Origin of the sequence: Acidovorax sp., assembly GCF_046341535.1 — a bacterium.
GTDB lineage: Bacteria > Pseudomonadota > Gammaproteobacteria > Burkholderiales > Burkholderiaceae_C > Acidovorax.
Genome location: NZ_JBKDRI010000085.1, coordinates 1 through 25,513, shown reverse-complemented (window position 1 = coordinate 25,513; position 25,513 = coordinate 1). Strand labels below are relative to the sequence as shown.

24 protein-coding genes and 1 pseudogene are annotated in these 25,513 nt (G+C 64.7%); 16 read left to right on the top strand and 9 right to left on the bottom strand.

All coding sequences use genetic code 11. The features are described 5' to 3' along the window. The 11 genes from phnH to ACK543_RS05840 form a co-directional block, all read left to right on the top strand. A partial coding sequence (phnH, locus tag ACK543_RS05890) for a phosphonate C-P lyase system protein PhnH (RefSeq protein WP_409941922.1) occupies positions 1–439 on the top strand: 439 nt, incomplete at its 5' end. A 1-nt stretch (position 440) separates the two neighbouring features. Continuing rightward, positions 441–1,541 carry a carbon-phosphorus lyase complex subunit PhnI gene (locus ACK543_RS05885; protein WP_409941921.1) on the top strand — a complete coding sequence of 367 codons (1,101 nt, stop codon included), beginning with the start codon at positions 441–443 and terminating at the stop codon, positions 1,539–1,541. Further along, positions 1,538–2,458: an alpha-D-ribose 1-methylphosphonate 5-phosphate C-P-lyase PhnJ gene (locus ACK543_RS05880; RefSeq protein WP_409941920.1), complete on the top strand. Its 921-nt coding sequence runs from the start codon at positions 1,538–1,540 to the stop codon at positions 2,456–2,458. Before ACK543_RS05885 ends, ACK543_RS05880 begins: the two co-directional genes overlap by 4 nt. After that, on the top strand, positions 2,455–2,916 hold the full coding sequence (locus ACK543_RS05875; RefSeq protein ID WP_409941919.1) for an N-acetyltransferase family protein: 462 nt from the start codon (positions 2,455–2,457) through the stop codon (positions 2,914–2,916). Before ACK543_RS05880 ends, ACK543_RS05875 begins: the two co-directional genes overlap by 4 nt. Then, positions 2,913–3,701, top strand: coding sequence for a phosphonate C-P lyase system protein PhnK (phnK, locus tag ACK543_RS05870; RefSeq protein ID WP_409941918.1), 789 nt, complete (start codon positions 2,913–2,915; stop codon positions 3,699–3,701). Before ACK543_RS05875 ends, phnK begins: the two co-directional genes overlap by 4 nt. Further along, positions 3,698–4,429: a phosphonate C-P lyase system protein PhnL gene (gene phnL, locus ACK543_RS05865; RefSeq protein WP_409941917.1), complete on the top strand. Its 732-nt coding sequence runs from the start codon at positions 3,698–3,700 to the stop codon at positions 4,427–4,429. The genes phnK and phnL overlap by 4 nt, the downstream gene beginning before the upstream one ends. Further along, entirely contained in the window at positions 4,426–5,580 is a 1,155-nt protein-coding gene (locus ACK543_RS05860) for an alpha-D-ribose 1-methylphosphonate 5-triphosphate diphosphatase (RefSeq protein ID WP_409941916.1), read from the top strand. Before phnL ends, ACK543_RS05860 begins: the two co-directional genes overlap by 4 nt. Before the next feature lie 225 nt (positions 5,581–5,805). Continuing rightward, positions 5,806–6,681 carry a phosphonate ABC transporter ATP-binding protein gene (gene phnC / locus ACK543_RS05855; RefSeq protein WP_409941915.1) on the top strand — a complete coding sequence of 292 codons (876 nt, stop codon included), beginning with the start codon at positions 5,806–5,808 and terminating at the stop codon, positions 6,679–6,681. Between the two features lie 57 nt (positions 6,682–6,738). Next, positions 6,739–7,683: a phosphonate ABC transporter substrate-binding protein gene (phnD, locus tag ACK543_RS05850; RefSeq protein ID WP_409941914.1), complete on the top strand. Its 945-nt coding sequence runs from the start codon at positions 6,739–6,741 to the stop codon at positions 7,681–7,683. Between the two features lie 30 nt (positions 7,684–7,713). After that, complete coding sequence (phnE, locus tag ACK543_RS05845; protein ID WP_409941913.1) at positions 7,714–8,520, top strand: phosphonate ABC transporter, permease protein PhnE; 807 nt, start codon at positions 7,714–7,716, stop codon at positions 8,518–8,520. A gap of 14 nt (positions 8,521–8,534) precedes the next feature. Then, positions 8,535–9,125 (top strand): phosphonate degradation HD-domain oxygenase, encoded by a 591-nt coding sequence (locus ACK543_RS05840; protein WP_409941912.1) that lies wholly within the window; start codon positions 8,535–8,537, stop codon positions 9,123–9,125. Between the two features lie 169 nt (positions 9,126–9,294). On the opposite strand, the gene ACK543_RS05835 is transcribed toward ACK543_RS05840, so the two are convergent. After that, the gene (locus tag ACK543_RS05835) at positions 9,295–9,783 is read right to left on the bottom strand and encodes an Lrp/AsnC family transcriptional regulator (RefSeq protein ID WP_409941911.1); all 489 of its coding nucleotides are present in this window, start codon (positions 9,781–9,783) and stop codon (positions 9,295–9,297) included. Between the two features lie 70 nt (positions 9,784–9,853). Between ACK543_RS05835 and ACK543_RS05830 the strand changes: the two genes are divergently transcribed. Together ACK543_RS05830 and ACK543_RS05825 are read left to right on the top strand one after the other, a co-directional pair. After that, complete coding sequence (locus ACK543_RS05830) at positions 9,854–10,801, top strand: EamA family transporter (protein ID WP_409941910.1); 948 nt, start codon at positions 9,854–9,856, stop codon at positions 10,799–10,801. A 171-nt stretch (positions 10,802–10,972) separates the two neighbouring features. Next, complete coding sequence (locus tag ACK543_RS05825; RefSeq protein WP_409941909.1) at positions 10,973–11,293, top strand: DUF1840 domain-containing protein; 321 nt, start codon at positions 10,973–10,975, stop codon at positions 11,291–11,293. Between the two features lie 209 nt (positions 11,294–11,502). On the opposite strand, the gene ACK543_RS05820 is transcribed toward ACK543_RS05825, so the two are convergent. The 8 genes from ACK543_RS05820 to ACK543_RS05785 form a co-directional block, all read right to left on the bottom strand. Beyond that, positions 11,503–12,489 carry a tripartite tricarboxylate transporter substrate-binding protein gene (locus ACK543_RS05820; RefSeq protein WP_409941908.1) on the bottom strand — a complete coding sequence of 329 codons (987 nt, stop codon included), beginning with the start codon at positions 12,487–12,489 and terminating at the stop codon, positions 11,503–11,505. A 240-nt stretch (positions 12,490–12,729) separates the two neighbouring features. Beyond that, on the bottom strand, positions 12,730–13,977 hold the full coding sequence (locus tag ACK543_RS05815) for a phenylacetate--CoA ligase family protein (protein WP_409941907.1): 1,248 nt from the start codon (positions 13,975–13,977) through the stop codon (positions 12,730–12,732). Positions 13,978–14,211: 234 nt separating this feature from the next. Beyond that, positions 14,212–15,021 (bottom strand): ABC transporter ATP-binding protein, encoded by an 810-nt coding sequence (locus ACK543_RS05810; RefSeq protein WP_409941906.1) that lies wholly within the window; start codon positions 15,019–15,021, stop codon positions 14,212–14,214. Positions 15,022–15,234: 213 nt separating this feature from the next. Further along, a complete protein-coding gene (locus ACK543_RS05805; protein WP_409941905.1) occupies positions 15,235–16,572 on the bottom strand; it encodes an ABC transporter substrate-binding protein in 1,338 nt (445 codons plus the stop codon). A 49-nt stretch (positions 16,573–16,621) separates the two neighbouring features. Next, the gene (locus ACK543_RS05800) at positions 16,622–17,698 is read right to left on the bottom strand and encodes a branched-chain amino acid ABC transporter permease (RefSeq protein ID WP_409941904.1); all 1,077 of its coding nucleotides are present in this window, start codon (positions 17,696–17,698) and stop codon (positions 16,622–16,624) included. 231 nt (positions 17,699–17,929) lie between these two features. Then, positions 17,930–18,859, bottom strand: coding sequence for a branched-chain amino acid ABC transporter permease (locus tag ACK543_RS05795; RefSeq protein ID WP_409941903.1), 930 nt, complete (start codon positions 18,857–18,859; stop codon positions 17,930–17,932). Positions 18,860–18,875: 16 nt separating this feature from the next. Beyond that, positions 18,876–19,661, bottom strand: coding sequence for an ABC transporter ATP-binding protein (locus tag ACK543_RS05790; protein ID WP_409941902.1), 786 nt, complete (start codon positions 19,659–19,661; stop codon positions 18,876–18,878). Between the two features lie 20 nt (positions 19,662–19,681). Beyond that, positions 19,682–21,628, bottom strand: a complete 1,947-nt coding sequence (locus tag ACK543_RS05785; protein ID WP_409941901.1) for an AMP-dependent synthetase/ligase — start codon at positions 21,626–21,628, stop codon at positions 19,682–19,684. Between the two features lie 228 nt (positions 21,629–21,856). Here ACK543_RS05785 and ACK543_RS05780 point away from each other — a divergent pair, with 228 nt between their 5' ends. The 3 genes and pseudogenes from ACK543_RS05780 to ACK543_RS05770 form a co-directional block, all read left to right on the top strand. Further along, positions 21,857–23,587: an ExeA family protein gene (locus ACK543_RS05780; RefSeq protein ID WP_409941900.1), complete on the top strand. Its 1,731-nt coding sequence runs from the start codon at positions 21,857–21,859 to the stop codon at positions 23,585–23,587. A 7-nt stretch (positions 23,588–23,594) separates the two neighbouring features. Then, entirely contained in the window at positions 23,595–24,461 is an 867-nt protein-coding gene (locus ACK543_RS05775) for a general secretion pathway protein GspB (protein ID WP_409941899.1), read from the top strand. A gap of 514 nt (positions 24,462–24,975) precedes the next feature. Further along, positions 24,976–25,377: pseudogene (locus ACK543_RS05770) on the top strand (Crp/Fnr family transcriptional regulator); the annotation flags it as partial. Positions 25,378–25,513 lie beyond the last annotated feature (136 nt).

Here is a 25,513-nt window from a genome sequence, read left to right as displayed (position 1 = left end):
CCGCCTCGCTGCCAGCGATGCGGCCGCATGGCTGCGCTTTCACACCGGCTGCACACTGGTCGCCGACCCTGGCGACGCCCGCTTTGTGTGGGTGGGCGATGGCGACGCCTTGCCCCAGCTCAGCAGTCTGGCCCAAGGCACAGACATCTACCCCGACCAGTCGGCCACCTGCGTGGTGGACGTGGTGCGCGTTAACGAGGCGCAAGGCGGCGCAGACGCCTGGCATCTCACCGGCCCGGGCATCCAGCACACAGCGGCGCTGCGTGTGGCGGGTGTGCCCGACGACTTCGAGCACCAGTGGGCCGCCAACCATGCCACGTTCCCCCGGGGTGTGGATGTGTTGCTGGGCACACCCACCCACATCGTGGGCTTGCCGCGCACAACGCGCATCGCTCGCATCACCCCCCCTGCCGCCGCCATGCCCGGCACAAAGGTCTGACATGTACGTTGCCGTCAAGGGCGGAGAAGCCGCCATCCTCAACAGCTACGGGCTGCTGGCCGAGCAGCGCCGTGGTCACGCCACGCTGCCCGAGCTTTCAGTCGCGCAGATTCGCCAGCAGCTCAAGCTGGCGGTGGACCGGGTCATGACCGAGGGCTCGGTGTACGACCCGGAGCTTGCCGCGCTGGCCATCAAGCAGGCGGCGGGCGATCTGGTGGAAGCCATTTTCCTGCTGCGGGCCTACCGCGCCACGTTACCGCGCCTGGGCACCACCTGCCCGCTGGACACCAGCCGCATGGCGCTGGACCGGCGTATCTCAGCCACCTTCAAGGACCTGCCTGGCGGGCAGGTCCTGGGCCCCACCTACGACTACACGCAGCGCCTGCTGGATTTCACACTGCTGGCCGAGGGCAGGCTGCCCGAGGCTGCGCAGCCGGCTGCTGACGCACCCACAGGCCACACGCCGCGCGTGGTCGATCTGCTCAACCACGAGGGCCTGATTGAAACGCGCCCGGTGCCGCCTGGCGACCCGGAGCCGACCGACCTGACGCGCGAGCCCATGCGCTTTCCTGCCAACAGGGCCACCCGCCTGCAAAACCTGGCGCGCGGAGACGAGGGCTTCCTGCTGGCCATGGCGTATTCCACGCAGCGCGGCTACTCGCACTCGCACCCCTTCGTCGGTGAGGTGCGGCTGGGCACGGTGGCGGTGCACATCGAGCCCGAAGAACTGGGCTTTGCCATCGACATTGGCGACATCGAGATCACCGAGTGCGAGATGGTGAACCAGTTTGCCGGCAGCAAGAACCAGCCGCCGCAGTTCACCCGTGGCTACGGCCTGGCGTTTGGGCACAGCGAGCGCAAGGCCATGGCCATGAGCCTGGTCGACCGTGCGCTGCGTGCCGACGAGCTGGGCGAGCCGGTGGAGTCGCCCGCGCAGATGCAGGAATTTGTGCTGGGCCACAGCGACAGCCTGGAGGCCTCGGGTTTCGTGCAACACCTGAAGCTGCCGCACTACGTGGACTTCCAGTCCGAGCTGGAGCTGGTGCGCAAGATGCGCGCCGCCGCTCCAGCCGCCACCGCAATACAGGGAGACGCCGCATGAACGCACCCATGGAACCCGCCGTGATGGGGTTGCCCGCCGACGCCGCACCTGTGGACGGCCACTTCAACTTCGCCTATCTGGACGAGCGCACCAAGCGCATGATTCGCCGCGCCATCCTGAAGGCCGTGGCCATCCCCGGCTACCAGGTGCCTTTCGGCTCGCGCGAAATGCCACTGCCCTACGGCTGGGGCACTGGTGGCATCCAGGTCACGGCGTCCATCATCGGCCCGCAGGACTGCCTCAAGGTCATCGATCAGGGCTCGGACGACACGGTCAATGCCGTCAATATCCGCCGATTTTTCGAACGCACTACGGCCGTGACCACCACCACCCGCACGCGCGAAGCCACGCTCATCCAGACCCGCCATCGCATTCCCGAGACGCCGCTGGCCGAAGGCCAGGTTATCGTCTACCAGGTGCCGGTGCCCGAGCCCATGCAGCGCCTGGAGCCGCGCGAGACCGAGACGCGCACCCTGCATGGTCTGGCCGAGTATGGGCTCATGCACGTGAAGCTTTACGAAGACATCGCGCGCTACGGCCACATTGCCACCACCTACGACTACCCGGTGCTGGTCAATGGCCGGTACGTGATGGCGCCGTCGCCCATCCCCAAGTTCGACAACCCCAAGATGCACATGAACCCGGCGCTGCAGTTGTTTGGCGCGGGCCGCGAAAAGCGCATCTATGCCGTGCCGCCCTACACGCCGGTCGAGAGCCTGGGCTTTGAGGATCATCCCTTTGAAGTGCAGCGGTGGGACGCAGCATGCGCCCTGTGCGGCGCCACCGACAGCTTTCTGGACGAGGTGATCACCGACGACCAGGGCGCGCGCATGCATGTGTGCTCTGACTCGGACTATTGCCAGGAGCGCCAGGCGCAGCAGCGGGATGCGGCTGGCCCCAAAGGCGCTGACGTATGAGCAGCGTGCATCTCCGCGAGGCCGCGCAGAGCGACATGGAAAGCGTTCTGGCCCTCTATGCCACCATTGAAGACGACCCCGCAGACGCAATGACTCTGGAGCAGGCCCGAGCGGTGTGGGCCCAGTTTGCCCGTTACCCCAGCTACCGCCTGTGGGTGGCCTGCGATGCAGCCGACCGTGATGCCGTGATCGGCACGTATGCGCTCCTCGTCATGCACAACCTGGCCCACCGTGGTGCGCCTTCGGCCATTGTGGAAGACGTGGTGGTGTCACCCGCCCGGCAAGGGCGCGGCGTGGGGCGCCAGATGATGGCCCACGCCATGCAGCAGGCCCGCGAGGCGGGTTGCTACAAGCTTGCGCTGTCGTCCAACGCATGCCGCAAAGGCGCGCATGCCTTCTATGAATCGCTGGGCTTTGCACAGCACGGCCTCAGTTTTGTTGTGGAACCGCTGACATGAACACCCCTCACCCTCCCGCGCCGCTGCTGAGTGTGCGCAACATTGGCAAGCGCTACGGCGACCGCGTTGCGCTGCAAGGCGCTTCGTTTGACCTGTGGCCCGGCGAAGTGCTTGCGGTGGTGGGCGAGTCCGGCTCGGGCAAGTCCACGCTGCTCAACGCCATTGCAGCACGCAGCGCGCCGCAGGAAGGTACGGTGCACTTCCGCCAGCGCAGCGGCGAGCTGCAGGATGTGTACGCCATGACCGAAGCCCAGCAGCGCCTGCTGGCCCGCACCGACTGGGGCTTTGTGCACCAGAACGCGGCCGATGGCCTGCGCATGGATGTGTCGGCCGGTGCCAACGTGGGCGAGCGCCTGATGGGTCTGGGCGAGCGCCACTACGGCAAGCTGCGCGCCACGGCCATCGAGTGGCTGCAGCGCGTGGAGATTGACGCTGCGCGGATTGACGACGCACCGCGCACCTTCTCTGGCGGTATGCGTCAGCGCCTGCAAATCGCCCGCAACCTGGTCACGCAGCCGCGCCTGGTGTTCATGGACGAGCCCACATCGGGTCTGGACGTTTCGGTGCAGGCGCGTCTGCTGGACTTGCTGCGCCAGCTCACGCGGCAAATGCAGCTGGCCGCCATTGTGGTCACGCACGACCTGGCGGTAGCGCGTCTGCTGGCGCACCGCATGGTGGTCATGCAGCGCGGACAGGTGGTCGAGTCCGGCCTGACGGATCAGGTGCTCGATGACCCGCAGCACCCCTACACCCAGCTTCTTGTTTCTTCGGTACTGCAGCCATGAATGACATCTCCTGCGCCCCTATTCTTCAGCTGCAGGGGGTGGCCAAGCGCTTTTCCTTGCACCAACAAAACGGCATCGAACTGCCCGTGCTCGATCAGGTGGACCTGGCTGTTGCGCCGGGTGAATGTGTGGTGCTCGATGGGCCCTCGGGCATGGGCAAAAGCACGCTGCTCAAGATGATTTACGCCAACTACCGCGCCAATGCGGGCAGCATCACGGTGCGTTCGGCCGACGGCGGCCTGGTGGACGTGACCCACGCCGCCCCGCGTGCGCTGGTGCAGTTGCGGCGCGACACAGTGGGCTATGTGAGCCAGTTTCTGCGTGTGATTCCCCGCGTGTCGGCGCTCGATGTGGTGGCCGAGCCGTTGGCCGAGGACGCAGGGGGCGACCCGGCGGCGCTGGAAAGCGCGCGCGAGCAGGCGCGGCAATGGCTCACGCGCTTGCGCATTCCCGAGCGGCTTTGGCACCTGCCGCCTGCCACCTTCTCCGGCGGGGAGCAGCAGCGCATCAACATTGCGCGCAACATGATCAAGCCCAAGCCGCTTTTGCTTCTGGACGAGCCCACAGCATCGCTGGATGCAGCCAATACCGCCACCGTGATCGACTTGATTCGCGAGGCAATCGAGCGTGGTGCAGCCGTGGTGGGCATCTTTCATGACGCGCAGGTGGGCGCCGCCGTGGCCACGCGCCGTGTGAATGTGGGCGACTTCCGTGGAGGTGCGGCATGAACGCGATGGTCTTCAAAAATGCCCGCATGGTGCTGCCCGGTGAGGTGGTGCAGGGCAGCCTTCATGTGGCCGACGGCCGCATCGCGGCGCTCGATAGCGGCAGCACATCGGCATTGCAAGGCATCGACCTGGACGGCGATTTTTTGCTGCCAGGGCTGGTGGAGGTACACACCGACAATTTCGAGCGCCACCTCATGCCGCGCCCCAAGGTGCAATGGGCCGAAATGCCTGCCCTGCTGGCGCACGATGCCGAGATTGCAGCGGCGGGCATCACCACCGTGCTGGATGCGCTGGGCGTGGGCGAGGCCGATGCGGACAGCCTGCGCGGCAGTGCCTGGGACAGCGTGCTCGACACCATCGACACCTGCACAGAGCGCAACCTGCTGCGAGCCGACCACCACCTGCATGTGCGTTGCGAGCTGCCAGCACCCAACACCATTGACCTGTTCGAGCCGTTTCGCGGTCACCCTCGCCTGTCGCTGATCTCGCTCATGGACCACACCCCGGGCCAGCGCCAGTGGGAGAACATCGAACAGGCACGCACCTACTACACGGGCAAGAAGGGCTGGAGTGCTGAGAAGTTCGAGCGCCAGGTGGCGCACGCGGCCACGCTGCAGGCGCGGTACGCGGAGCCCCACCGCGCATATTTTGTGCAGTATTGCCGCACACACGGCATCTCTCTGGCCAGCCACGACGACACCACCGTAGGGCATGTGGAACAAGCCCATGCCGAAGGGGCCGCGATGTCGGAGTTCCCCACCACGCTGGCTGCCGCGCAGGCGGCCCACAAGCGCGGTCTGCTCACGGTGATGGGTGGGCCCAACGTGGTGCGGGGCGGCTCGCACTCGGGCAACGTGGCGGCAGCCGATCTGGCGCGCGCGGGTCTGCTGGACATCCTGTCATCCGACTATGTGCCCGGAAGCCTGCTCAGTGCCGTGATGCGGCTGGTGCACGATGAAATCCTGACGCTGCCGCAGGCCGTGGCGACCGTGACGCGCAATCCGGCCCTCGCGTGTGGCATGGACGACCGGGGCGAAATTGCCGCCGGGCGACGGGCCGACCTGGTGCAGGTGCACATGGCCGAGCTGCCCGGTGGTGGCCACCAGGCCGTGGTGCGGGGCGTGTGGCGCGAGGGCCAGCGCGTGCTCTGAGCCTATTGAGTCGGTACCTTTGAACTTGAGCCAGCCGTTCGGGCTGAGCCTGTCGAAGCCTTGCGCAGAGCTTCGAACCGCATCAACGCATTCAAGTTGGTTGATGCCGACTCAATAGGCTGAGGCTGCTTTGACACCCAAATTTCTTTGAACTGTCAAAGCACTGTCATGCATCGCCACCACACTCTGGTTGTCTAGACGACTCATGCCGCTAAGGAGTTCTTCATGCCAGCAGCCCTGCACATCCAGCACTTGAACAAGCATTTCGCCAACGGAAAGCACGCCCTGCGCGACATCAACCTCACCGTGCAGCCCGGTGAAATGGTGGCATTGATCGGAGCCTCTGGCTCAGGCAAATCCACGCTGCTGCGCCATGTGGCGGGCCTGGCTGTTGCGGACGCCGCCAGCGAGTCTCTGATTGAGGTGGACGGCCGCTGCGTGCAGCGTGCGGGGCGCATCCACAGCAACATCCGTAGCACGCGTTCGCAGGTGGGCTTTGTGTTTCAGCAATTCAACCTGGTGGATCGCCTGCCCGTGATGATGAACGTGCTGGTGGGCCTGCTTCACCGCACGCCCTGGTGGCGCGCCTGGCTGCGCCTGTTCAAGGCGCAAGAGCGCGCGCTGGCCCTGGAAGCCCTGGGCCGTGTGGGCATTGCCGAGTGCCATGCGCAGCGTGCGTCAACCCTGTCGGGCGGGCAGCAGCAGCGTGCTGCCATTGCCCGCACGCTGGTGCAGGGCGCCAAGGTGGTGCTGGCCGATGAGCCCATTGCCTCGCTGGACCCGGAGTCCTCGCGCAAGGTGATGGACATCCTGGCGCGCATCAACCGCGAAGACGGCTGCACCGTGATCGTGTCCCTGCACCAGGTGGACATGGCGGTGCGCTACTGCCCGCGGGTGGTGGCGCTGCACCAGGGCCAGGTGGTGTATGACGGTCCCTCGGCAGCCCTGACACCCGCGCTGCTGCGCAGCCTGTACGGCGTGCAGGCCGACGAAATCCTGGCTGACACGGCGGGTGCCGCTCCAACAGCCCACCCCGTGGCGCCGGTGGCAACGCCAGCACAAGTGCCGGCCTGGGCGCCCACCATGGCGCAGGCCGCCTGAGGGTGCCGCTGTCGCGCGCTTCCTCTTTGTTCTCACATCTTTTTTCTGGAGTTTTTTATGTTCAAGCAACTGTGCGCCGCTGCGGCGCTGGGTCTGGGTCTGTCCGCCGCAAATGCCCAGGACATCAACTTCGGCATCATCTCCACCGAATCCACGCAGAACCTCAAGGCCGATTGGCAGCCGCTGCTGGACGACATGGCCAAGCAGACGGGCCTGAAGATCAAGGCCTTCTTCGCCCCGGATTACGCCGGCATCATCGAAGGTATGCGCTTTAACAAGGTGCATGTGGCCTGGCTTGGCAACAAGTCGGCCATGGAGGCCGTGGACCGCGCCAATGGCGAAGTCTTTGCGCAAATGGTCAATGCAGACGGCGCACAGGGCTACTACTCGCACCTCATCGTGCACAAGGACAGCCCCCACAAGACGCTGGACGACGTGCTCAAAAATGGCAAGTCGCTGAGCTTTGGCAATGGCGACCCCAACTCCACTTCGGGCTTTCTGGTGCCTGGCTACTACGCGTTTGCGCAGAACAAAATTGACGTGAAGACGCATTTCAAAGTGGTGCGCAGCGCCAACCACGAAACCAACGCCCTGGCCGTGGCCAACAAGCAGGTGGACGTGGCTACCAACAACAGCGAGGACCTGGAAAAAATCCAGGAACGTCAGCCTGAGAAGTTCAAGGACATCCGGATCATCTGGACCTCGCCGCTCATCCCGCTGGACCCGCTGGTGCTGCACAAGGAACTGCCCGACGCCACCAAAACGAAGATCCGCAACTTCTTCTACAACTACGCCAAGACCGATGCCCGCGAGAAGGACATCGTGATGAAGATTTCCAAGCTCTCGGGCTTCAAGCCATCCAGCAACGCTCAGCTCACGCCCATCCGCCAACTTGACCTTTTTGGCAAGCGCAACCGTATCGAGGGCGATGCCACGCTGGCGGATGCCGACAAGAGGACCCGCCTGGCCGAGATCGACCAGCAGCTGGCTTCCCTGAAGTAAGTCGCTCTTGCATCGCTGCCTGGTACTGCCATGTCCTCTGCTTTGAATCCTTCGCTGGCCACTCTGGCCAGCAGCGCGGCGCCCAAGCGCAGCCTGCTGTGGTACTTGTGCTGGGGCATCTTGCTGGTGCTGCTGGCCGCGTCGTGGAACGGCGCCGACATGCGCCCGCTGGACCTCTGGAACGACTCGGGCAACATGGCCCGCTACGCGTCTGAGTTTTTCCCGCCCAACTTTGGCCAGTGGCCGCTGTATGTGCAGGAAATGCTGGTCACGCTGCAAATTGCACTGTGGGGCACGGCCCTGGCCGTCATTACCGCCGTGCCGCTGGCGCTGCTGGCCTCGTCCAACATCGCGCCGTGGTGGGTCAATCAACCCGTGCGCCGGGTGCTGGACGCGTTTCGCGCCATCAATGAGATGGTGTTTGCCATGCTGTTTGTGGTGGCCGTGGGGCTGGGGCCTTTTGCCGGGGTTCTGGCGCTGTGGATCCACACCTCGGGCACGCTGGCAAAGCTGTTTTCGGAAGCCGTCGAGGCCATCGACCCGCAGCCGGTCGAAGGCATCCGCTCTACCGGCGCCAGCGCACTGCACGAAATCATTTACGGCGTGATCCCGCAGGTCATGCCGCTGTGGATCTCGTACACGCTGTACCGCTTTGAAGCCAACGTCCGCTCGGCATCGGTGGTGGGCATGGTGGGGGCAGGCGGTATTGGCGTGGTGCTGTGGGAAATCATCCGCGGCTTCCAGTACGCAGAGACCTGTGCGGTGATGCTCATCATTGTGGTCACCGTCAGTGTGATCGACCTGGTGTCTGCACGCATTCGTAAAGCGCTGATCTAAACCTGGAGTACGCCATGGCACTGAGCTTTGATGACATCGAACACCTGCTGTCCACACGCGGTTTTCACCAGTATGGGCGCGAGGCCGTGAGCCAGCTGGAGCACGCCCTGCAGTGCGCCCAACTGGCCGAGCAGGCAGGCGAAACACCAGCCACCATCGCGGCAGCATTGCTGCACGATCTGGGCCACTTGCTCGCCCCCGCCGGCAACATCGCTGGGCACGACGACCTGCACCAGTATGTGGCGCTTCCGTTCTTGCGCAGTCTGCTGCCCGATGCGGTACTGGAGCCCATACGCTTGCACGTGGACGCCAAGCGTTACCTGTGCGCCGTGGAGCCAGGCTATTGGGAGACGCTGTCCCCCGCATCGCAGCACAGTCTGGTGCTGCAGGGTGGGCCCATGACCGCGCCCGATGCAGAGTGTTTTGCTTGCCAGCCGTTTGCAAAGGAGGCCATCCGGCTGCGCCGCTACGACGACCATGCGAAGGTGCCTGGCCTGGCCACCCCGCCATTGGCGCATTACCTTGACATCGCCCGCTCTACGGTGCTGCCCCTGAGCGCTGCAGCGCGCAAGCGCGAGGCCCTGCAGGCCGCCGACGCGGCGTAGCGCGCATGTTGAGCGCGGCAAGGTCCGCTGAAGCAGGCTCTTAGCCTAAAAACGGCGCTGGCAAATGCATAGCGCAGTCACCCCAAAGGTGAGGCTGCGAAAACAACCCAAGGCTCGAGTCCATGCGGTGTGCGGCAAGATGACAAGCGGTCAACTGCCGTTTTCAGGCTTAGTCGCCCTGGGCTGCGTTGACCCAGGTCAGATCCAGCGGCCGGTCTTCAAACTCGGTGTTCAGCACCACGGTGCTGGTGGTGCGGGCCACGCCCGCAATGGCCTTGATCTCGTAAATCACGTCTTCCAGCGCACGCGCATGCGTGGTGCGGATCTTGGCCAGAAAGTCGTATTCGCCCGCCACGCTGTGCAGTTCTTCCACCTGTGGCATGGCGCGCAGCCGCGGTGCCACATCGCGGCAGTGGATGCCCCCGTCGTTGCGGATGGCTACAAAGGCGGTGAAGTTCAGCCCCACGCGCTCGGGGGCCACGCTGATCGAAAAGCGGCGGATCACACCCTTGTCCAGCAGCTTCTTCACGCGCTCATGCACTGCAGCCGTCGACAGGCCCACTTCTGCGCCCACATCGGCGTATGAACGTCGGCCATCCACTCCCAGTGCCGAAATTATTCCGGCATCCATTTCGTCGATCTGAATATTTGCTTGCATAGCCGCCTGAGTTTGGTAAAAATTACGGAAACGGGCTGTTTCCCATAAATTATTCGGTGAGGTGAAGAATATGCCGGCAATTTTCAATGCGCAAGCGCGTGCTCCCGCACCCTGGGCGGTCGCGACGGCCCTGTTGCTGGTCTATGTGGTGTGGGGCACCACGTACTTCGCCACCAGCATCGCCCTGCAGACCATGCCGCCGCTGCTGATGAATGCGGTGCGTTTCCTGTGTGCGGGGGGGCTGATGTTGCTCATTGCCCTGTGCCAGGGCCACGCGTTACCCACTGCGGTGCAGTGGCGCAACGCGGCCCTGGTGGGCGGGCTCATGGTGTTCCTTGCCATGAACCTCATCGGGCTGGCGCAAAAGCGGGGTGTCGGCTCGGGCCTGATGGCCACGGTGGTGACCACCATGCCCATGTGGCTGGCACTGTGGATGCGTTGGGGTGGCGAGCGGGTGCCGCTGACAAGCTGGGTTGGCCTGGGCCTGGGTGTGGCGGGGGCGCTGCTACTGGCGCTGGAAGGTGATTTTTCCGCCACTTGGCAGGGCGCCATCATGGCCTTTGCTGCCCCGCTGTGCTGGAGCCTGGGCTCGTATGCATCGCGCAGGGTGTCCTTGCCTGCGCCGTCCATGGCCTCGGCCGCACAGTGGTTCGTCGGTGGGGCGATGGGGCTGGTGGTCGCGCTGTGGTGTGAGCCGGTACCGGAACTGTCGCAGATCAGTGCGAAGTCGTGGGCGGCGTGGGTGTATCTGCTGGTATTCGGGACGATGGTGGCACTCAATGCCTACCTGTGGCTGCTACAGAACACGACGGCGGCGCTGGCCGGGAGCTATTCGTTTGTGAACCCGGCGGTGGCGCTATTGGTAGGTGTGGCGCTGGGTGGGGAGCAGTTGACGGGATGGGTTTTTGCCGCGTTGCCATTGATTGGGGCGGCGCTGGTGTTCATCTTGTATGGGCCGTGGTTGCAGGGGTGGTGGGCTGGCCGCAGCGGCGGTGGCGTGAGGGTGCTGGCGAGGTGATCTGGGTAGCGCGCCGCTGCGGCCTGGGCCGCCTTCGTCGTCTTGCTGCTTGGCATACATGCTCCTTCTGGTCATGCCATGCCTCGCACGCCAAATTCCGGACAGGCTCGTCTGTAGCGGGTTCAGGCCACAATGGCCGATCGGTTCACCACCACAGAGGGGTCACACACCATGCTTTACAAGTTCAAATCCCGGGCGACGGCCGACCTCACCATGCTGGAACCCCAGGGCCGCCAGATGCTTGAGATCATCGGCAAGGCATCTGGCAGCAGCGGCATCATCACCGTGGCCCAGATTCCCGGCGCGATCGCAGCGCTGCAGGCGGCTGTGGCCGCCGACGAGGCGCAGCCCCCGGCTGCAAATGCCGAAGAAGATGCCGCCGCTGCGGCCGACAGGGCCGACACCGTGCGGCTGCGCCAGCGCGCAGCGCCGTTCATCGAGATGCTTCGTCGCAGCGCCAGCGAGGACAAGGATGTGGTCTGGGGGGGGTAGGCAGGGGGGCGGTGGCGCATGCGCCGCTCCTAAAAAACCCCTGCTGTTTTCGCTCGGGGTGCTCCGAGACGCATCCACAGCGAAAAAAAGCCACCGGGCGGTCCGGTGGCTTGTGTGAATCTGGCGCGTATGTGTCGGTGGGGTGGTCAAGCCGGTTGGCCCGCCGCCGCCAGCAACATGCCAGCGACATACCAGCAGGCGCAGGATGCTCAGTCCGCGTAGGCGCCAGCCGCCTTGATCACGGCACCCCACTTGTCGATCTCGGAAGCGACGAATTTCTTGTGCTCGGCACCGTCCACACGGTTGTCGGTGATGATGACCGCGCCCAGGGCTTCCTGCTTTTTGATGAACTCAGGGTCCTTCAAGGCCGCCTTCAGGGCTTCATTGAGTTTCTTTTGCACGTCGGGCGGTGTGCCCTTGGGCGCGTACAGACCGTGCCAGATACTCACGTTGAAATCCTTCAGGCCCGACTCTGCCAAGGTAGGCAGATCCTTGAGGGCCGGGGTGGTCAGGCGCTTGGGGGTGGTGACGGCGAAGGCCTTGACTTTCTTGCCTTCGATCTGCTGCGTGGTGTTGGTGGTCTGGTCACACAGCAGATCAATCTGACCGCCGATCAGGTCGGTGATGGCCGGGGCGGTGCCCTTGTAGGGGACGGATGTCATGTCCACCTGCATGGCGCTTTGGAACATCAGGCCGCACAGGTGCGAGGCAGCGCCCAAGCCTGCATTGCCCAGGTTGATCTTGCCCTTGTTCTGCTGGATCCAGGCGGTCAGCTCCTTGAAGTTGTTGGCAGGCATGCTGGGCCGCGCAATCAGCGTCATGGGCACTTCGTTGATCATGCCCAGGTATTCGAAGTCGTTCGGGACGCTGAAGGCCAGCTTGCGGTACAGCGCCGGCATGGTCGACATGGCTATGTGGTTGAGCAGCAGCGTATAGCCATCGGGCGTGGCGCGTGCCACACGGGCCGCGCCGATAGAGCTACCCGCACCGGCGGTGTTGTCCACGACCACAGAGCCGCCCAGCGGCTTGCGCAGTGCTTCGGCCAGGTCACGGGCCACGCGGTCGGTGGGGCCACCGGCGGTAAACGGCACCACGATCGTGACGAGCTTGTCCTTGGAGGGGAAGTCTTGGGCGTGTGCGCCAAAAGCGGTGACGGCGGCTGCAGCGATCAATGCAAGGTTCAACATCTTTTTCATGGGTGCTCCTGGTGAAAGACAGTTGATGGTAGCCACCGCATTGGACGGCTGCATTGCGGATATTACGTAGCACGTTGGCGACAAGGTTTTTAACCAAAACCCCCTGTAATGCGCTTTTTTATGAAGGATAATGCTATCAAATAAATAGCTTTTATAGGGTAAACACTGCGATGGCGGGTGCCCCTATCGTTGTGGGTCGCAGGGCGCACATCGCCGGCCGTGGGCCTTTGGAAACGGCCGTCAGCGATAGCTGCGGGCGTCTTCGATGACGCGGCCATCATTGGGCAGGGAGCCAGGGTTCAACAGTTCCACATCGCCGCGCAGCTTGGTCACTTCGCGGATGGCCTCGCTCAGTTGTCGCGCCAGCCCCTCGGCGGTTTCCACGGTTTCCACCTTCAGCACCATGTGGTCATTGGCCATCTCGCCGCTGACCACCAGCCGCGCGCGCAGCACCTGCGGAAAGCGCTTGGCGATCGATGCCACCTGGCCGGGGTGCACGAACATGCCGCGCACCTTGGTGGTCTGGTCCGCACGGCCCATCCAGCCTTTGATGCGGGTGTTGGTGCGGCCAGTGGGGCAGGCGCCGGGCAGCACGGCAGACAGGTCGCCAGTGCCAAACCGGATCAGCGGGTAGTCAGGGTTGAGCGTGGTGACGACCAGCTCGCCCACTTCGCCTTCAGTGACCGGATCGCCGGTGCCGGGGCGCACGATTTCGACGATCACCCCTTCATCGAGCACCAGGCCTTCCCGGGCGCTCGTCTCGTATGCAATGAGGCCCAGGTCTGCCGTGGCATAGCACTGGTAGCCCGCAATGCCGCGCTCGGCAAACCAGTCGCGCAGGCTGGGCGGAAAGGCCTCCCCCGACACCATGGCCTTGGTCACCGTGGGCAGGGCCACGCCCATCTCGGCGGCCTTCTCGACAATGATCTTCAGGAAGCTGGGAGTGCCGATGTATCCGGCAGGCTGCAGCTCGGCCATGGCCTGTACCTGCTGCTCGGTCTGCCCGGTGCCGCCAGGAAATACGGTGCAGCCCAGTGCGTGCGCGCCTGTTTCCATCATGGAACCCGCAGGCACGAAGTGGTAGCTGAAACTGTTGTGGATCAGCTCGCCAGGTCTGAAGCCCGCCGCATGGATGGCGCGCGCCATGCGCCAGTAGTCGCGCCGCGTGCCCTCGGGCTCATAAATGGTGCCAGGGCTGGCAAACACGCGCGTCATGCCCGGCCCAAAAGCGAGCGCGCTGAAGCCGCCAAACACGTTGCTGGCGCGGCCGGCCTGCTGGCGCTCCAGCAATTCGTACTTGCGCGTGACGGGTAACTGCGCCAGCGCCTCGCGGCTCGTGACCGACGCCGCATCCACACCCGCGAGGATGCTGGCAAATGCGGGGGAAGCCTTCTGGGCATGGGCGATCTGCTGCGGCAGCGCGGCCAGCAGCGCCGCTTCGCGCCCTGCGGGGCTGCGCGTTTCCAGGGCGTCATAGAACGTGCTCATGCCTGGGTCCCTTGTGAGATGGTTTTTAAGTGAAATTGGCCTCTTGCGCTCATCCCTCAAACGCAAGCAGCTATGAAATCAGGAGTGAATTCGTCCGAGGTCTGAAAAAGAACACTGCTCTGACAGCCCGCGCTGGCAAAGGCCAGCGCCATCGCGCAAGGGCCGCCTATACACCGTACAGGCGCTGGTGGCGTCCCCCTGTGGGGGAAGGCGCGCAGCGCCACAGGGGGCACCCTAAGCCAGCCAGCGCTTGCGCCGCTTGTAGCTTTTGACATCCTTGAAACTCTTGCGCGCGCCCCCGCCCATGCCCAGGTAGAACTCCTTCACGTCCTCGTTGTTGGCCAGGTCCTTCGCGGCGCCGTCCATCACCACGCGGCCGCTTTCCATGATGTAGCCGTAATCGGCGTACTTCAGCGCCATGTTGGTGTTTTGCTCGGCGATCAGGAACGTGACCTTTTCCTTGGTGTTGAGGTCCTTCACGATCTCGAAAACCTCTTCGACGATCTGAGGCGCCAGGCCCATGGAGGGCTCATCGAGCAGCATCACGCTGGGGTTGGTCATCAGCGCGCGGCCGATGGCGCACATCTGCTGCTCGCCGCCCGAGGTGTAGGCGGCCTGCGAGGTACGGCGCGTTTTGAGCCGCGGGAAGTAGCTGTAGACCTTCTCCAGGTTGCGCGCGATCTCGGCCTTGTCGGTGCGGGTGTAGGAGCCGGTCATCAGGTTCTCTTCGATGGTCAGGTGCGCGAAGCAGTGGCGCCCCTCCATCACCTGCACCACGCCGCGATTCACCAGATCGGCCGGCGTGAGGTTCTCGATGCGCTCGCCCCGCAACTCGATGCTGCCCTTGGTGACCTCGCCACGCTCGGCCTTGAGCAGGTTGGAAATGGCGCGCAGCGTGGTCGTCTTGCCCGCGCCGTTACCGCCAAGAACCGCGGCGATCGTGCCCTCGGGAACATTGAGCGAAACGCCCTTGAGCACGAGGATCACGTGGTTGTAGATGACCTCAATGCCGTTGACGTTGAGAACGATGTTTTTCGGTTCCATGGTGTTGCCTTCCTGTACCAATCGAAAAGGTTGGGGCGTAACCTTTTCGATTGGCGGCTGCATGCACAGCCGCAAAAACTGGCGGGGCGCCATTACCAGCGCCACCGCGCAAGGGCCGCGGCTCCGAGCCTGCCTGCGCAGGCTCGGACGGCCTGAAGAGCTGTCGCCTCCGGCGACCAGCACCGAGCGGCAAAGCCGCTCAGGGGGATGTGCTTAGCTCTGGCAGTCAGAAGGTGCGCGGCGGGTCAGCTTCTTTTCGGCTGCGTACTTTTCGGCCGAAGCCTTCACCAGCGGGCGGATGATCTGATCGTCCGCCTGCAGCCAGTCGGAGGCCCACACGAACTTGCTGCCGTCCCAGGTGTGCACGCGGGTCCAGGCCGAGCCCATGTGGTCCTGGCAGCTGGTGGACACGGGGCGCATCACGCCCTTGAAGCCCAGCGCGTCGAGCTTGGCCTGCGTCAGGTTCAGGTTTTCGTATCCCCAGCGGGCCTGCTCACCGGTCATGACCTTGCCCTTGCCAAAGCGTTCCTGGGCGGCGCGCACGCCTTCCACGGCCAGCATGGCGCCGACCACGCCACGCATGTAAAGCACCGAGCCCACTTCATCCTTCGGGCCGGTGCCCTGGCTCTTGCTGTGCACCTTCTGCAGGATTTCCTTGACCACGTCCGACTGGTATTCGGCGCCGTGCTGCATCATCACCGCGCTGTAGCCCTTGGCGCCGGCACCCACGTCCTTCAGATCAGGCTCAGCGCCAGACCACCAGGTGCCGAACATCTTCTCGCGCGGGTAACCCGTGGCCACGGCCTCCTTGACGGCAGTGGCGGTCATCACGCCCCAGGTCTGCAGCACCACGAAGTCCGGCCGCTGCTGGCGTACCTGCAGCCAGATGGCCTTTTGCTCGACGCCCGGTGCCGGGATGGGCAGCAGCTGCAGCGTGAAGCCATGCATGGCGGCGCGCTCTTGCATGATGGGCAGCAGCTCCTTGCCGAACGGACTGTCGTGGTAGGCCACGCCGATCTTCTTGCCCTTGAGCTTGTCCCAGCCACCTTCCTGCTTGGCGATGTGCTGCAGCACGGTGTCGCCCGCCACCCAGTAGTGGCCGATCAGCGGGAAGTTCCACTTGAAAACGCCGCCGTCGGCAGAGTCACTGCGGCCGTAGCCGGAGGTGATCATCGGGATCTTGTCGGTGGGGATCTTTTCGGTCAGCGCAAAGGTGATGCCGGTGGACAGCGGCTGGAACACCGTGGCGCCACCGTGCTTGCCCTTCAGGCGCTCATAGCACTCCACGCCACGGTCGGTGGCGTAGGCGGTTTCGCACTCTTCCACCAGCGTCTTGACACCGTTGATGCCGCCACGCTCGTTGACCAGCTTCATGTAGTCGTTGTGGCCGTTGGCCCACGGCGTTGCGTTGGGCGCCACCGGGCCGGTGCGGCCGGAGAGCACCGGGAAAAACTGCACCTTGTCCTGCGCCAGGGCGGCAGACGAGACGACCGCTCCTGAGAGGGCGGCACAGGCCATCGAAACAGAGAGAACCAGGCTACGTACTTTCATCATTTGTCTCCTTATAGGAACGGTCACACACACACGGAAAAACGGAAGGTCAGTGGGGGAAGGGCCACAGGCGCAGTTTTTGTTTTGCAATGCTCCAGAGCTTGGCCAGGCCGTGGGGCTCGACGATCAGGAACCAGACAATCAGGGCGCCGAAGATCATGAACTCGGTGTGCGACACCGCGGCGGTGGAGATCTCCACGCCGACCAGCGAGCCCAGCCAGGGCATGAACTGGTTCAGGAAGATGGGCAGCACCACGATGAAAGCCGCGCCGAAGAAGCTGCCCATGATGGAACCCATGCCGCCGATGATGACCATGAACAGCAACTGGAAGGAGCGGTCGATCGAGAATGCGGCCGGCTCCCACGAACCCAGGTGCACAAAGGCCCACAGCGCACCGGCCACGCCCACGATGAAGGAACTCACCGCAAAGGCCGACAGCTTGGCGTACATGGGCCGGATGCCGATCACTGCGGCGGCCACGTCCATGTCGCGGATGGCCATCCACTCGCGGCCGATCGCGCTGCGCACCAGGTTCTTGGCCAGCAGGCCGAACACCACCAGGAACGCCAGGCAGAACAGATACTTCTCCACCGGGGTGTTGATGGTCCAGCCCATCACCTGCAGGTTGGAGACGGACACCGAGCCGGACGTGCTGTTGTTGGTGAACCAGCTGATGCGGCTGAAGGCCCAGTCGCAGAAGAACTGCGCGGCCAGCGTGGCCACCGCCAGGTATAGGCCCTTGACGCGCAGGCTGGGAATGCCGAAGAACATGCCCACCAGGGTGGCAAAGAAGCCGCCCGAAAGCAGGGCCACGATCAGTGGCATGCCATCGATGCGCACATACGTGTTGTAGGCCATGTAGGCGCCCACCGCCATGAAGGCGCCCGAGCCCAGCGAGATCTGCCCGCAGTAGCCCACCAGGATGTTCACGCCCAGGGCAGCCAGCGCCAGAATCAGGAACGGGATCAGGATGGCGCGGAACATGTATTCGTCGGCCAGCATGGGCACACCGACGAAGGCAAGGGCGATCAGGGCAAGGATGGCCCAGCGGTCTTGCGCAATCGCGAAGATCTGCTGGTCGGCGCGGTAGGAAGTCTTGAATTGACCGTTTTCACGATAGAACATGGAGGGGCTCCTGTTGTTCTTGTTTTGGATCAGACGCGGTCTGGGTTCTTTTGCACGGGGGCGCACCTGCGGCGCTGCGCGGCGCCTTCGGCTCCGCTGACAACGCGCGTTGCGCGTTGTGCCTCCTTCGAAAAATCATTGATCTCGTATTTCATACGCGATCAATGATTTTTTGCCGTAAGTTCATTGCTCGCTGCGCTCGGCGCCACAGGCGCACCGTGTATTCGTTCCTCATACGCGGTCAATGATCTTTTCACCGAACAGCCCCTGCGGACGGAACAGCAGGAAGACGAGCGCCAGCACATACGCAAACCAGATTTCGATGCCACCGCCAACCATCGGGCCGAGGTAGACCTCGGAGAGCTTCTCGCCCACACCGATGATCAGGCCTCCGATGATGGCGCCGGGTACCGATGTGAGGCCGCCCAGGATGATCACGGGCAGGGCGCGCAGGGCCACCGTGGTCAGCGAGAACTGCACGCCCAGTTTGGAGCCCCAGATGATGCCGGCCACCAGTGCGGTGATGCCGGCCACGAACCACACGATGACCCAGATGCGGTTGAGCGGAATGCCGATGGATTGCGCGGCCTGGTGGTCGTCGGCCACCGCGCGCAGCGCCCGGCCGGTGCTGGTCTTCTGGAAAAACAGCGAGAGCACCATCACCAGCAGGGCTGCCACGCAGGCCGCGTACACGTCCTCCAGGTTGATCAGTACGCCGCCCTGGAACAGGTTCTCGAACAGGAACACCGGCTCCTTGGGCATGCCGACATCGATCTGGTAAATGGCCGAGCCGAAGATCGTCTGGCCCAGGCCGTCGAGGAAGTAAGTGATGCCCAGCGTGGCCATCAGCAGCGTCACGCCTTCCTGGTTCACCAGGTGGCGCAGCACGAGTCGCTCGATCAGCCAGGCCAGGATGAACATGCAGCCCGCCGCGATCACGAACGCGATGATGTTGACCAGCAGCTTGCTTTCCAGCCCCAGCCACTGCGGAATCCATTGCGAGAAACGGGCCATGGCCAGCGCTGCGAACAGCACCATCGCCCCCTGCGCAAAGTTGAACACGCCCGAGGCCTTGTAGATCAGCACAAAGCCCAGCGCCACCAGCGAGTACAGCATGCCAGCCATCAGGCCGCCGATCAATGCTTCGATGAAGAAACCCATCTTGTTGTCTCCGTGTTCAGTGGCTGGTACCGAGGTACGCGCGGATGACTTCTTCGTTGTTGCGCACCTCGTCGGGCGTGCCGTCACCGATCTTTTTGCCGTAGTCCAGCACCACCACGCGGTCGCTGATGTCCATCACCACGCCCATGTCGTGCTCGATGAGCACGATGGTGGTGCCGAACTCGTCGTTCACATCCAGGATGAAGCGGCACATGTCCTGCTTTTCTTCCACGTTCATGCCGGCCATGGGTTCGTCCAGCAGCAGCACCTGCGGCTCCATGGCCAGCGCCCGGCCCAGGTCCACACGCTTTTGCAGGCCATAGGGCAACTGGCCCACGGGGGTCTTGCGGTGGGCCTGGATTTCCAGGAAGTCGATGATGTGCTCGACGTATTCGCGGTGGCGGATTTCCTCGCGGTCGGCGGGGCCGATGCGCAGCGCCTGCAGCAGCAGGTTGCTTTTGATCTTGAGATTGCGGCCGGTCATGATGTTGTCGATCACGCTCATGCCCTTGAACAGCGCCAGGTTCTGGAAGGTGCGCGCCACGCCCATCTCGGCCACCTGGCGCGAGTTCATGTGCGAGAAGGTTTTGCCGCGAAAGGTAATGGATCCTTCCTGCGGCGTGTACACGCCGTTGATGCAGTTGAGCATGGAGCTCTTGCCGGCGCCATTGGGGCCGATGATGGCGCGGATCTCATGCTCCTTCACGTTGAAGGAGATGTCGGTCAGCGCCTTCACGCCGCCGAACCTGAGACTGATGTTGTTGACGTCGAGAATGACGTCGCCGATCTTCTTGGTGCTCATGGGGTGGCTTCCTGGCGCGCTCAGGCGGCGCGTTTGACGGGCGCGAAGGTTTTGGCGTCCGACAGCTTGAGCGTGGCGCTCACGGTGCCCGTGCGGCCGTCTTCGAACTTCACCTGGGTCTCGATGTACTGCTCGGTGCGGCCGGCGTAGAGGGCGTCCACCAGCACGCTGTACTTGTCGGCGATGAAGCCTCGGCGGACCTTGTTGGTGCGTGTGAGTTCGCCGTCATCGGCATCGAGCTCTTTGTGCAACACCAGGAAGCGGCTGACCTGGCTGCCCGCCAGCATGGCGTCAGAGGCCAGGTCTGCGTTGACCTTCTCGATACATTCGCGGATCAGCTCGTACACCTCGGGCTTTTGCGCCAGGTCGGTGTAGCCGGCGTAGGGCAGGTTGCGGCGCTCGGCCCAGTTGCCCACGGCGTCAAAGTCGATGTTGATCATCACGCACACCTTCTCGCGCTGGTCGCCCAGGGCCACTGCCTCCTTGATGTGCGGGAAGAACTTGAGCTTGTTCTCTACATACTTGGGGGCAAACATCGCGCCATCGTTGGCGCCGCCCACGATGCGGCCCACATCCTTGACGCGGTCGATGATCTTGAGGTGGCCCTGTGCGTCCAGAAAGCCTGCATCGCTGGTGTGGTACCAGCCGTCGGCCGTCAGCACTTCGGCGGTGGCGGCAGGGTTCTTGTAGTACTCCTTGAGCAGCCCGGCCGACTTGACCAGGATCTCGCCGTTGTCGGCCACCTTGATCTCCACGCCGCGGATGGGCACGCCCACGGTGTCGGCGCGGGCCTGGTTGTCGGGCTGCAGGCAGACGAACACGGCGGTCTCGGTGGAGCCGTAGAGCTGCTTGAGGTTGATGCCGATGGAGCGGTAGAAGGTGAACAGGTCCGGCCCGATGGCTTCGCCCGCCGTGTAGGCCACGCGCACGCGGCTGAAACCCAGGTTGTTGCGCAGCGGGCCGTACACCAGCAGGTTGCCGAGCGCGTACTTGACCTTGTCGATGGCGCTCACGGCCTCGCCGTCCATCAGCGCCGGGCCCACGCGCTTGGCCACGCGCATGCAGGCCTCGAACATCTTGCGCTTGAGGGTGCCCGCATCTTCCATGCGAATCATCACGCTGGTCAGCAGGCCTTCAAAAATGCGCGGCGGTGCAAAGTAATAGGTGGGGCCGACTTCCTTCAAGTCGATGGTCACGGTGCTGGCAGACTCGGGGCAGTTGACCACATAGCCGCAGGCCAGCCACTGCGCGTAGCTGAAGATGTTCTGGCCGATCCAGGCGGGTGGCAGGTAGGCCAGCACTTCCTCGCTGCTGGTGAGCTGGTCGAACTCGGCGCCCGCCGAAGCGCGGTCAAGCAGGGTGCTGTGCGTATGCACCACGCCCTTGGGGTTGCCGGTGGTGCCCGAGGTGAAGAACATCGCGGCCACGTCATCGGGCCGGACCTTGGATACCTCGGCCTTGAACCAGCCGGGGCGGCCGGCGACAAAGGCCTTGCCCGACTCGATCAGCGAGTCCAGCGAGGCCAGGCCGTCTTCTGCGTAATTGCGCAGGCCGCGCGGGTCGTCATAAAAAATGTGGCTGATCTGCGGACACTGGTCGCGGATCTCCAGCATTTTGTCGACCTGTTCCTGGTCTTCCACCAGACAAAACCGCACCTCGGCGTTGTTGAGCGGGAACACGCATTCGGCCGCGACGGCATCCTGGTACAGCGGCACCGGGATGGCGCCCAGCGACTGCGCGGCCAGCATGGTGGCGTACAGGCGGGGACGGTTGGCGCCGATCACCACCATGTGCTCGCCACGGCGCAGGCCCGCCTGGTGCAGGCCGGCAGCCACCTGTTCCACCAGACGGGCCAGATCGGCCCAGCGGTGGGTTTGCCAGATGCCGTATTCTTTTTCGCGCAGGGCGGGCGCCTGGGGGCGCTCGGCGGCGTGCTTGAGCAGCAGTTGCGGGAACGTGGTCAGCATGGCGGCTTCCTGAAGGTGGGAACGTATCGGCCCGGGGATGGCCGGGCACGCAAGTCGGTACTCGCGTGGTCAACACCATGCTAGAACTCACTTTGACGTCATCTTGTCTTGCTGACGACAATTTAGGGGAAACTCCTGATCGGGTTAAACCCGCCCCTGGGTTTTTACCCTGCCAGTGTGTGGTGCGTTGTCGGGCCGTTGGCGTCGGGGCGGTATCCTCCGGTGCTTATGTACGCACCGTATTTCGGCCTGGGGCACCTGCCGTTTTCCATCGCGCCTGATCCGCGCTACCTGTTCATGAGCGAGCGGCACCGCGAAGCGCTGGGCCACCTGCTGTACGGGCTGGATGCGGGCGGCGGCTTTGTGCTGCTGACCGGGGAGGTCGGCGCGGGCAAGACCACCGTGTGTCGCTGCTTTCTGGAGCAGATACCCAGCCACTGCAACGTGGCATACATCTTTAACCCCAAGCTCACCGTGCACGAACTGCTGCACTCGGTGTGCGATGAGTTCGGCGTGCCGTACAAGGCGGGCGCATCGGGCGTCGAAACGGTCAAGGACTACATCGACCCGCTCAATGCATCCCTGCTGGCCGCGCATGCCGCTGGCCGCAATACCGTCCTGATCATCGATGAGGCGCAAAACCTGTCGGCCGATGTGCTGGAGCAACTGCGCCTGCTGACCAACCTGGAGACCCGCGAGCGCAAGCTGCTGCAGATCATCCTGATCGGCCAGCCCGAGCTGCGCGCCATGGTGGCCAGCCCTGCGCTGGAGCAACTGGCGCAGCGCGTGATTGCGCGGTTTCACCTGGATGCGCTCAGCCCGCAGGAGACCCAGCAGTACATCGCCCACCGCCTGGCCGTGGCCGGGCTGGCGGGCCCGCTGCCTTTCAGCACCCGGGCCATGCGCCGGGTACATGCCCTGTCGCGCGGCATACCGCGGCGCATCAATCTGCTGTGCGACCGGGCCCTGTTGGGCGCCTACGCCGCCGGTGTGCGCGAAGTCTCGGTGGCCATCGTCAACCGCGCCGGGCGCGAGGTGTTCGACCGGCCGGCTGCCTCGGCTGCCGCATCGGCGGCACGCCACCTGCATGAGCGCGTGCCACGCTGGGCTGTGGCCAGCCTGGGCGCTGTGGCTGGCGCTGCGGCCCTGGCGGTCGCGGGCTGGGCGTCGGGCGTGTGGGTGCCCGGCAGCAAGCCCGGCGCGGCTGCGCCAGCGTCGGTGGCAGCTCCAGCCGCGGCGGCATCGCGGCCTGCGGTGGTTGCGGCAAGCGTTGCTGTCGCTGCCAGCGCGCCGGCTGCAACCCACAGCGCCAGCGCCGCATCCCCGCCAACGCCAGCCAATGCGCTGGCGCAGTTTCTGCGCGCCCAGAGCAGTGACGAGACCGCCGCATGGCTGGCCCTGGCGGCGGCCTGGGGCGAAAGCGTGCCGGAACCATCCGACCCCTGCGCCAGCCTGCCACGCGTTGGCGTGCGCTGTTATCGCAACCCACGTGCCGGGCTCAACCTGGTGCGCCAGTTGGACCGGCCCGTTCTGATCAGCCTGGTCCCGGCCGATCGTCCCGACGCGCCCGTGTCTGCGGTGCTGCGGCATCTGGAGGGCAACCTGGCCACGTTGGAAGGTGCAGGGGGGCGCGTGCGTGTGCCGGTCGAAGACCTGGCCCAAGTCTGGCGCGGCGACTTGGCGACCCTGTGGCGTGCGCCCGATGCCATGCCCGACAAGGGCGAAATCACGGACACGCCCGCGGGAACGGCCTGGCTGGATGCCCAACTGGCCAGCCGCGCCACCGGCGGCGCCGGGCCCGATCGCCGCGCCGTCACGCCCGCTCGGCGGCAGGTCAGCATCCACCGGTTTCAGCTTGCCCAGGGCGTGGTGCCCGACGGCCGCCCCGGACCCCTGACCCTCATGCTGATCAACCGTGCCATTGGCGTGAACGAACCACGCCTGAGCACCGGAGGCTAGTTTCCCCATGTCCTACATTCTTGATGCCCTGCGGCGCGCCGAAGCAGAGCGCGGCCGAGGCGGTGTGCCCGGCCTGCACAGCCAGACCGTAACGGTGCATGGCACCGCGCCTGCGGCCGCCAGGGCACCGGCGGCGCATCCGGCCCTGCTGCTGAGCGGGGCGCTGGCGCTGGCCGTGGCAGCTGCCGCAGCCACCTGGTGGGCGATGCAGGGCCCCCGCGTTGCCCCAGCGGTACAGCCGGCTGCCGTGGCGACCGTGACCCCGCCCGACCGCCCGCCCGCGCAGCCGTCCCCGCCCGTGGCCTTGCCTGCACCATCGTCCACCGCTGCACAGCCGGCCTTGGAGCCGGGCTCCCGGTCGCCCAATTCGGTGGCAGTCATCGCGCCCCCCGGGCCGGTGCCACCCCCGGTGGCCTCGCCTGGGCTGCGCGCCACCGAAATGCGGCCTGCCGAAAAACTGCGCGACCGGTCAGCGCCCGATCCGGCCGCGCAACAGGCCCCGACGCCACCATCGCCCCCCGCAGGCGGGCCCCAGCGCCAGCGTGCTCTTGCGCCTGTCCAGGGCACGGCCACCAGCGCCGCGCCGGGCCCGCTGCCGGCGGCTCAGGGCCAGGGTTCTGTCACCGCTCCCTCTCCAGCCGCCCCGGTGTTCGCGCAGGCCGATCTGCCAGAGGCTATCCGCAGCCAGCTGCCGGTGCTCAAGATTTCGGGGGCCACGTATTCCAACAATCCAGCCCACCGCATGGCCATCGTGAACGGCCAGGTGCTGCTGGAAGGCGATCAGGCCGGGCCAGGCCTGGTGCTCGAGCGCGTGGAGCCCCAGCGCACCGTGTGGTCGTTCCGCGGCTACCGCTACGCCGTGGGGTCGCAGTAGGCCAGCGTCCGCGTACCGGGGTCTTGCGGCGGTCTCACCGAGTGGATTTGATAAAAAATGGCAGGTTGCGCCTGCCTGACATAGGTTTAGTGCTATCAAAAACATAGCTATCTAATCGTGCAGATTCGCCAAGTCCTGCCAGCGTTCGTTCGCGATGACGCAACGCGCAGCCCCGGTGCGCTGCGTGCCTTAATCCATCAGCCCGTGTGGGGGCCGCAGTCCATGGGCAGCAGCGCCCTCGATGCGGCATCATCTGGATGGCATTGGTGTCATCGCGCCTTGCCTGGCATCCCAACAGCAGCGCTGGCAAATGCATCCAACTGCCGTGTTTATTGAGTCGGCACCTTTGAACTTGAACCAGCCGTTCGGGCTGAGCCTGTCGAAGCCTTGCGCAGAGCTTCGAACCGCATCAACGCATTCAAGTTGGTTGATGCCGACTCAATAGGTTGAATCCGTGGTCAGTCCGGGGCGCTGTGGGGCCCCGGTGCCTGCCGAACCTACCCCATGATTTCCCATGAGCCAGGACCTTTCATTGCACCAGCGGCGTCGGTCGCCCACTGAGGAGGAGCTCCAGGGCATTCCCTGGCTGTCCCTGCTGCAGCCGCCCGAGCGAGCGCGTGCCGTGGCTGCGCTGCTGGTGGGTGATGCCCGCGCGGGCGACTACGTTTGCCGCGTGGGCCGCCCCGTGACCTATTGGTTTGGCGTGGTCGAGGGCCTGCTCAAAATGAGCAGCGACAGCGCGCAGGGGCAGACGATGACCTATGCCGGACTGCCGCCGGGCGGTTGGTTTGGCGAGGGTACGGCCCTCAAGCGCGAGCCCTACCGCTACAACATCCAGGCATTGCGAAAAAGCGTGGTGGCGGGGTTGCCCATCGACAGCTTCCACTGGCTGCTGGACCATTCCATCGGCTTTAACCCGGATATTTCACCGTCCTCCGTAAAAACGATGACGGCATGGCCCTTTGAGTGCGCGTTTATCGAGGTGTAGAAACTTGATGAACGAGCGAGCCATGCCGAATCCAAACTGTACCGAACAAACTGAACTCGATCTG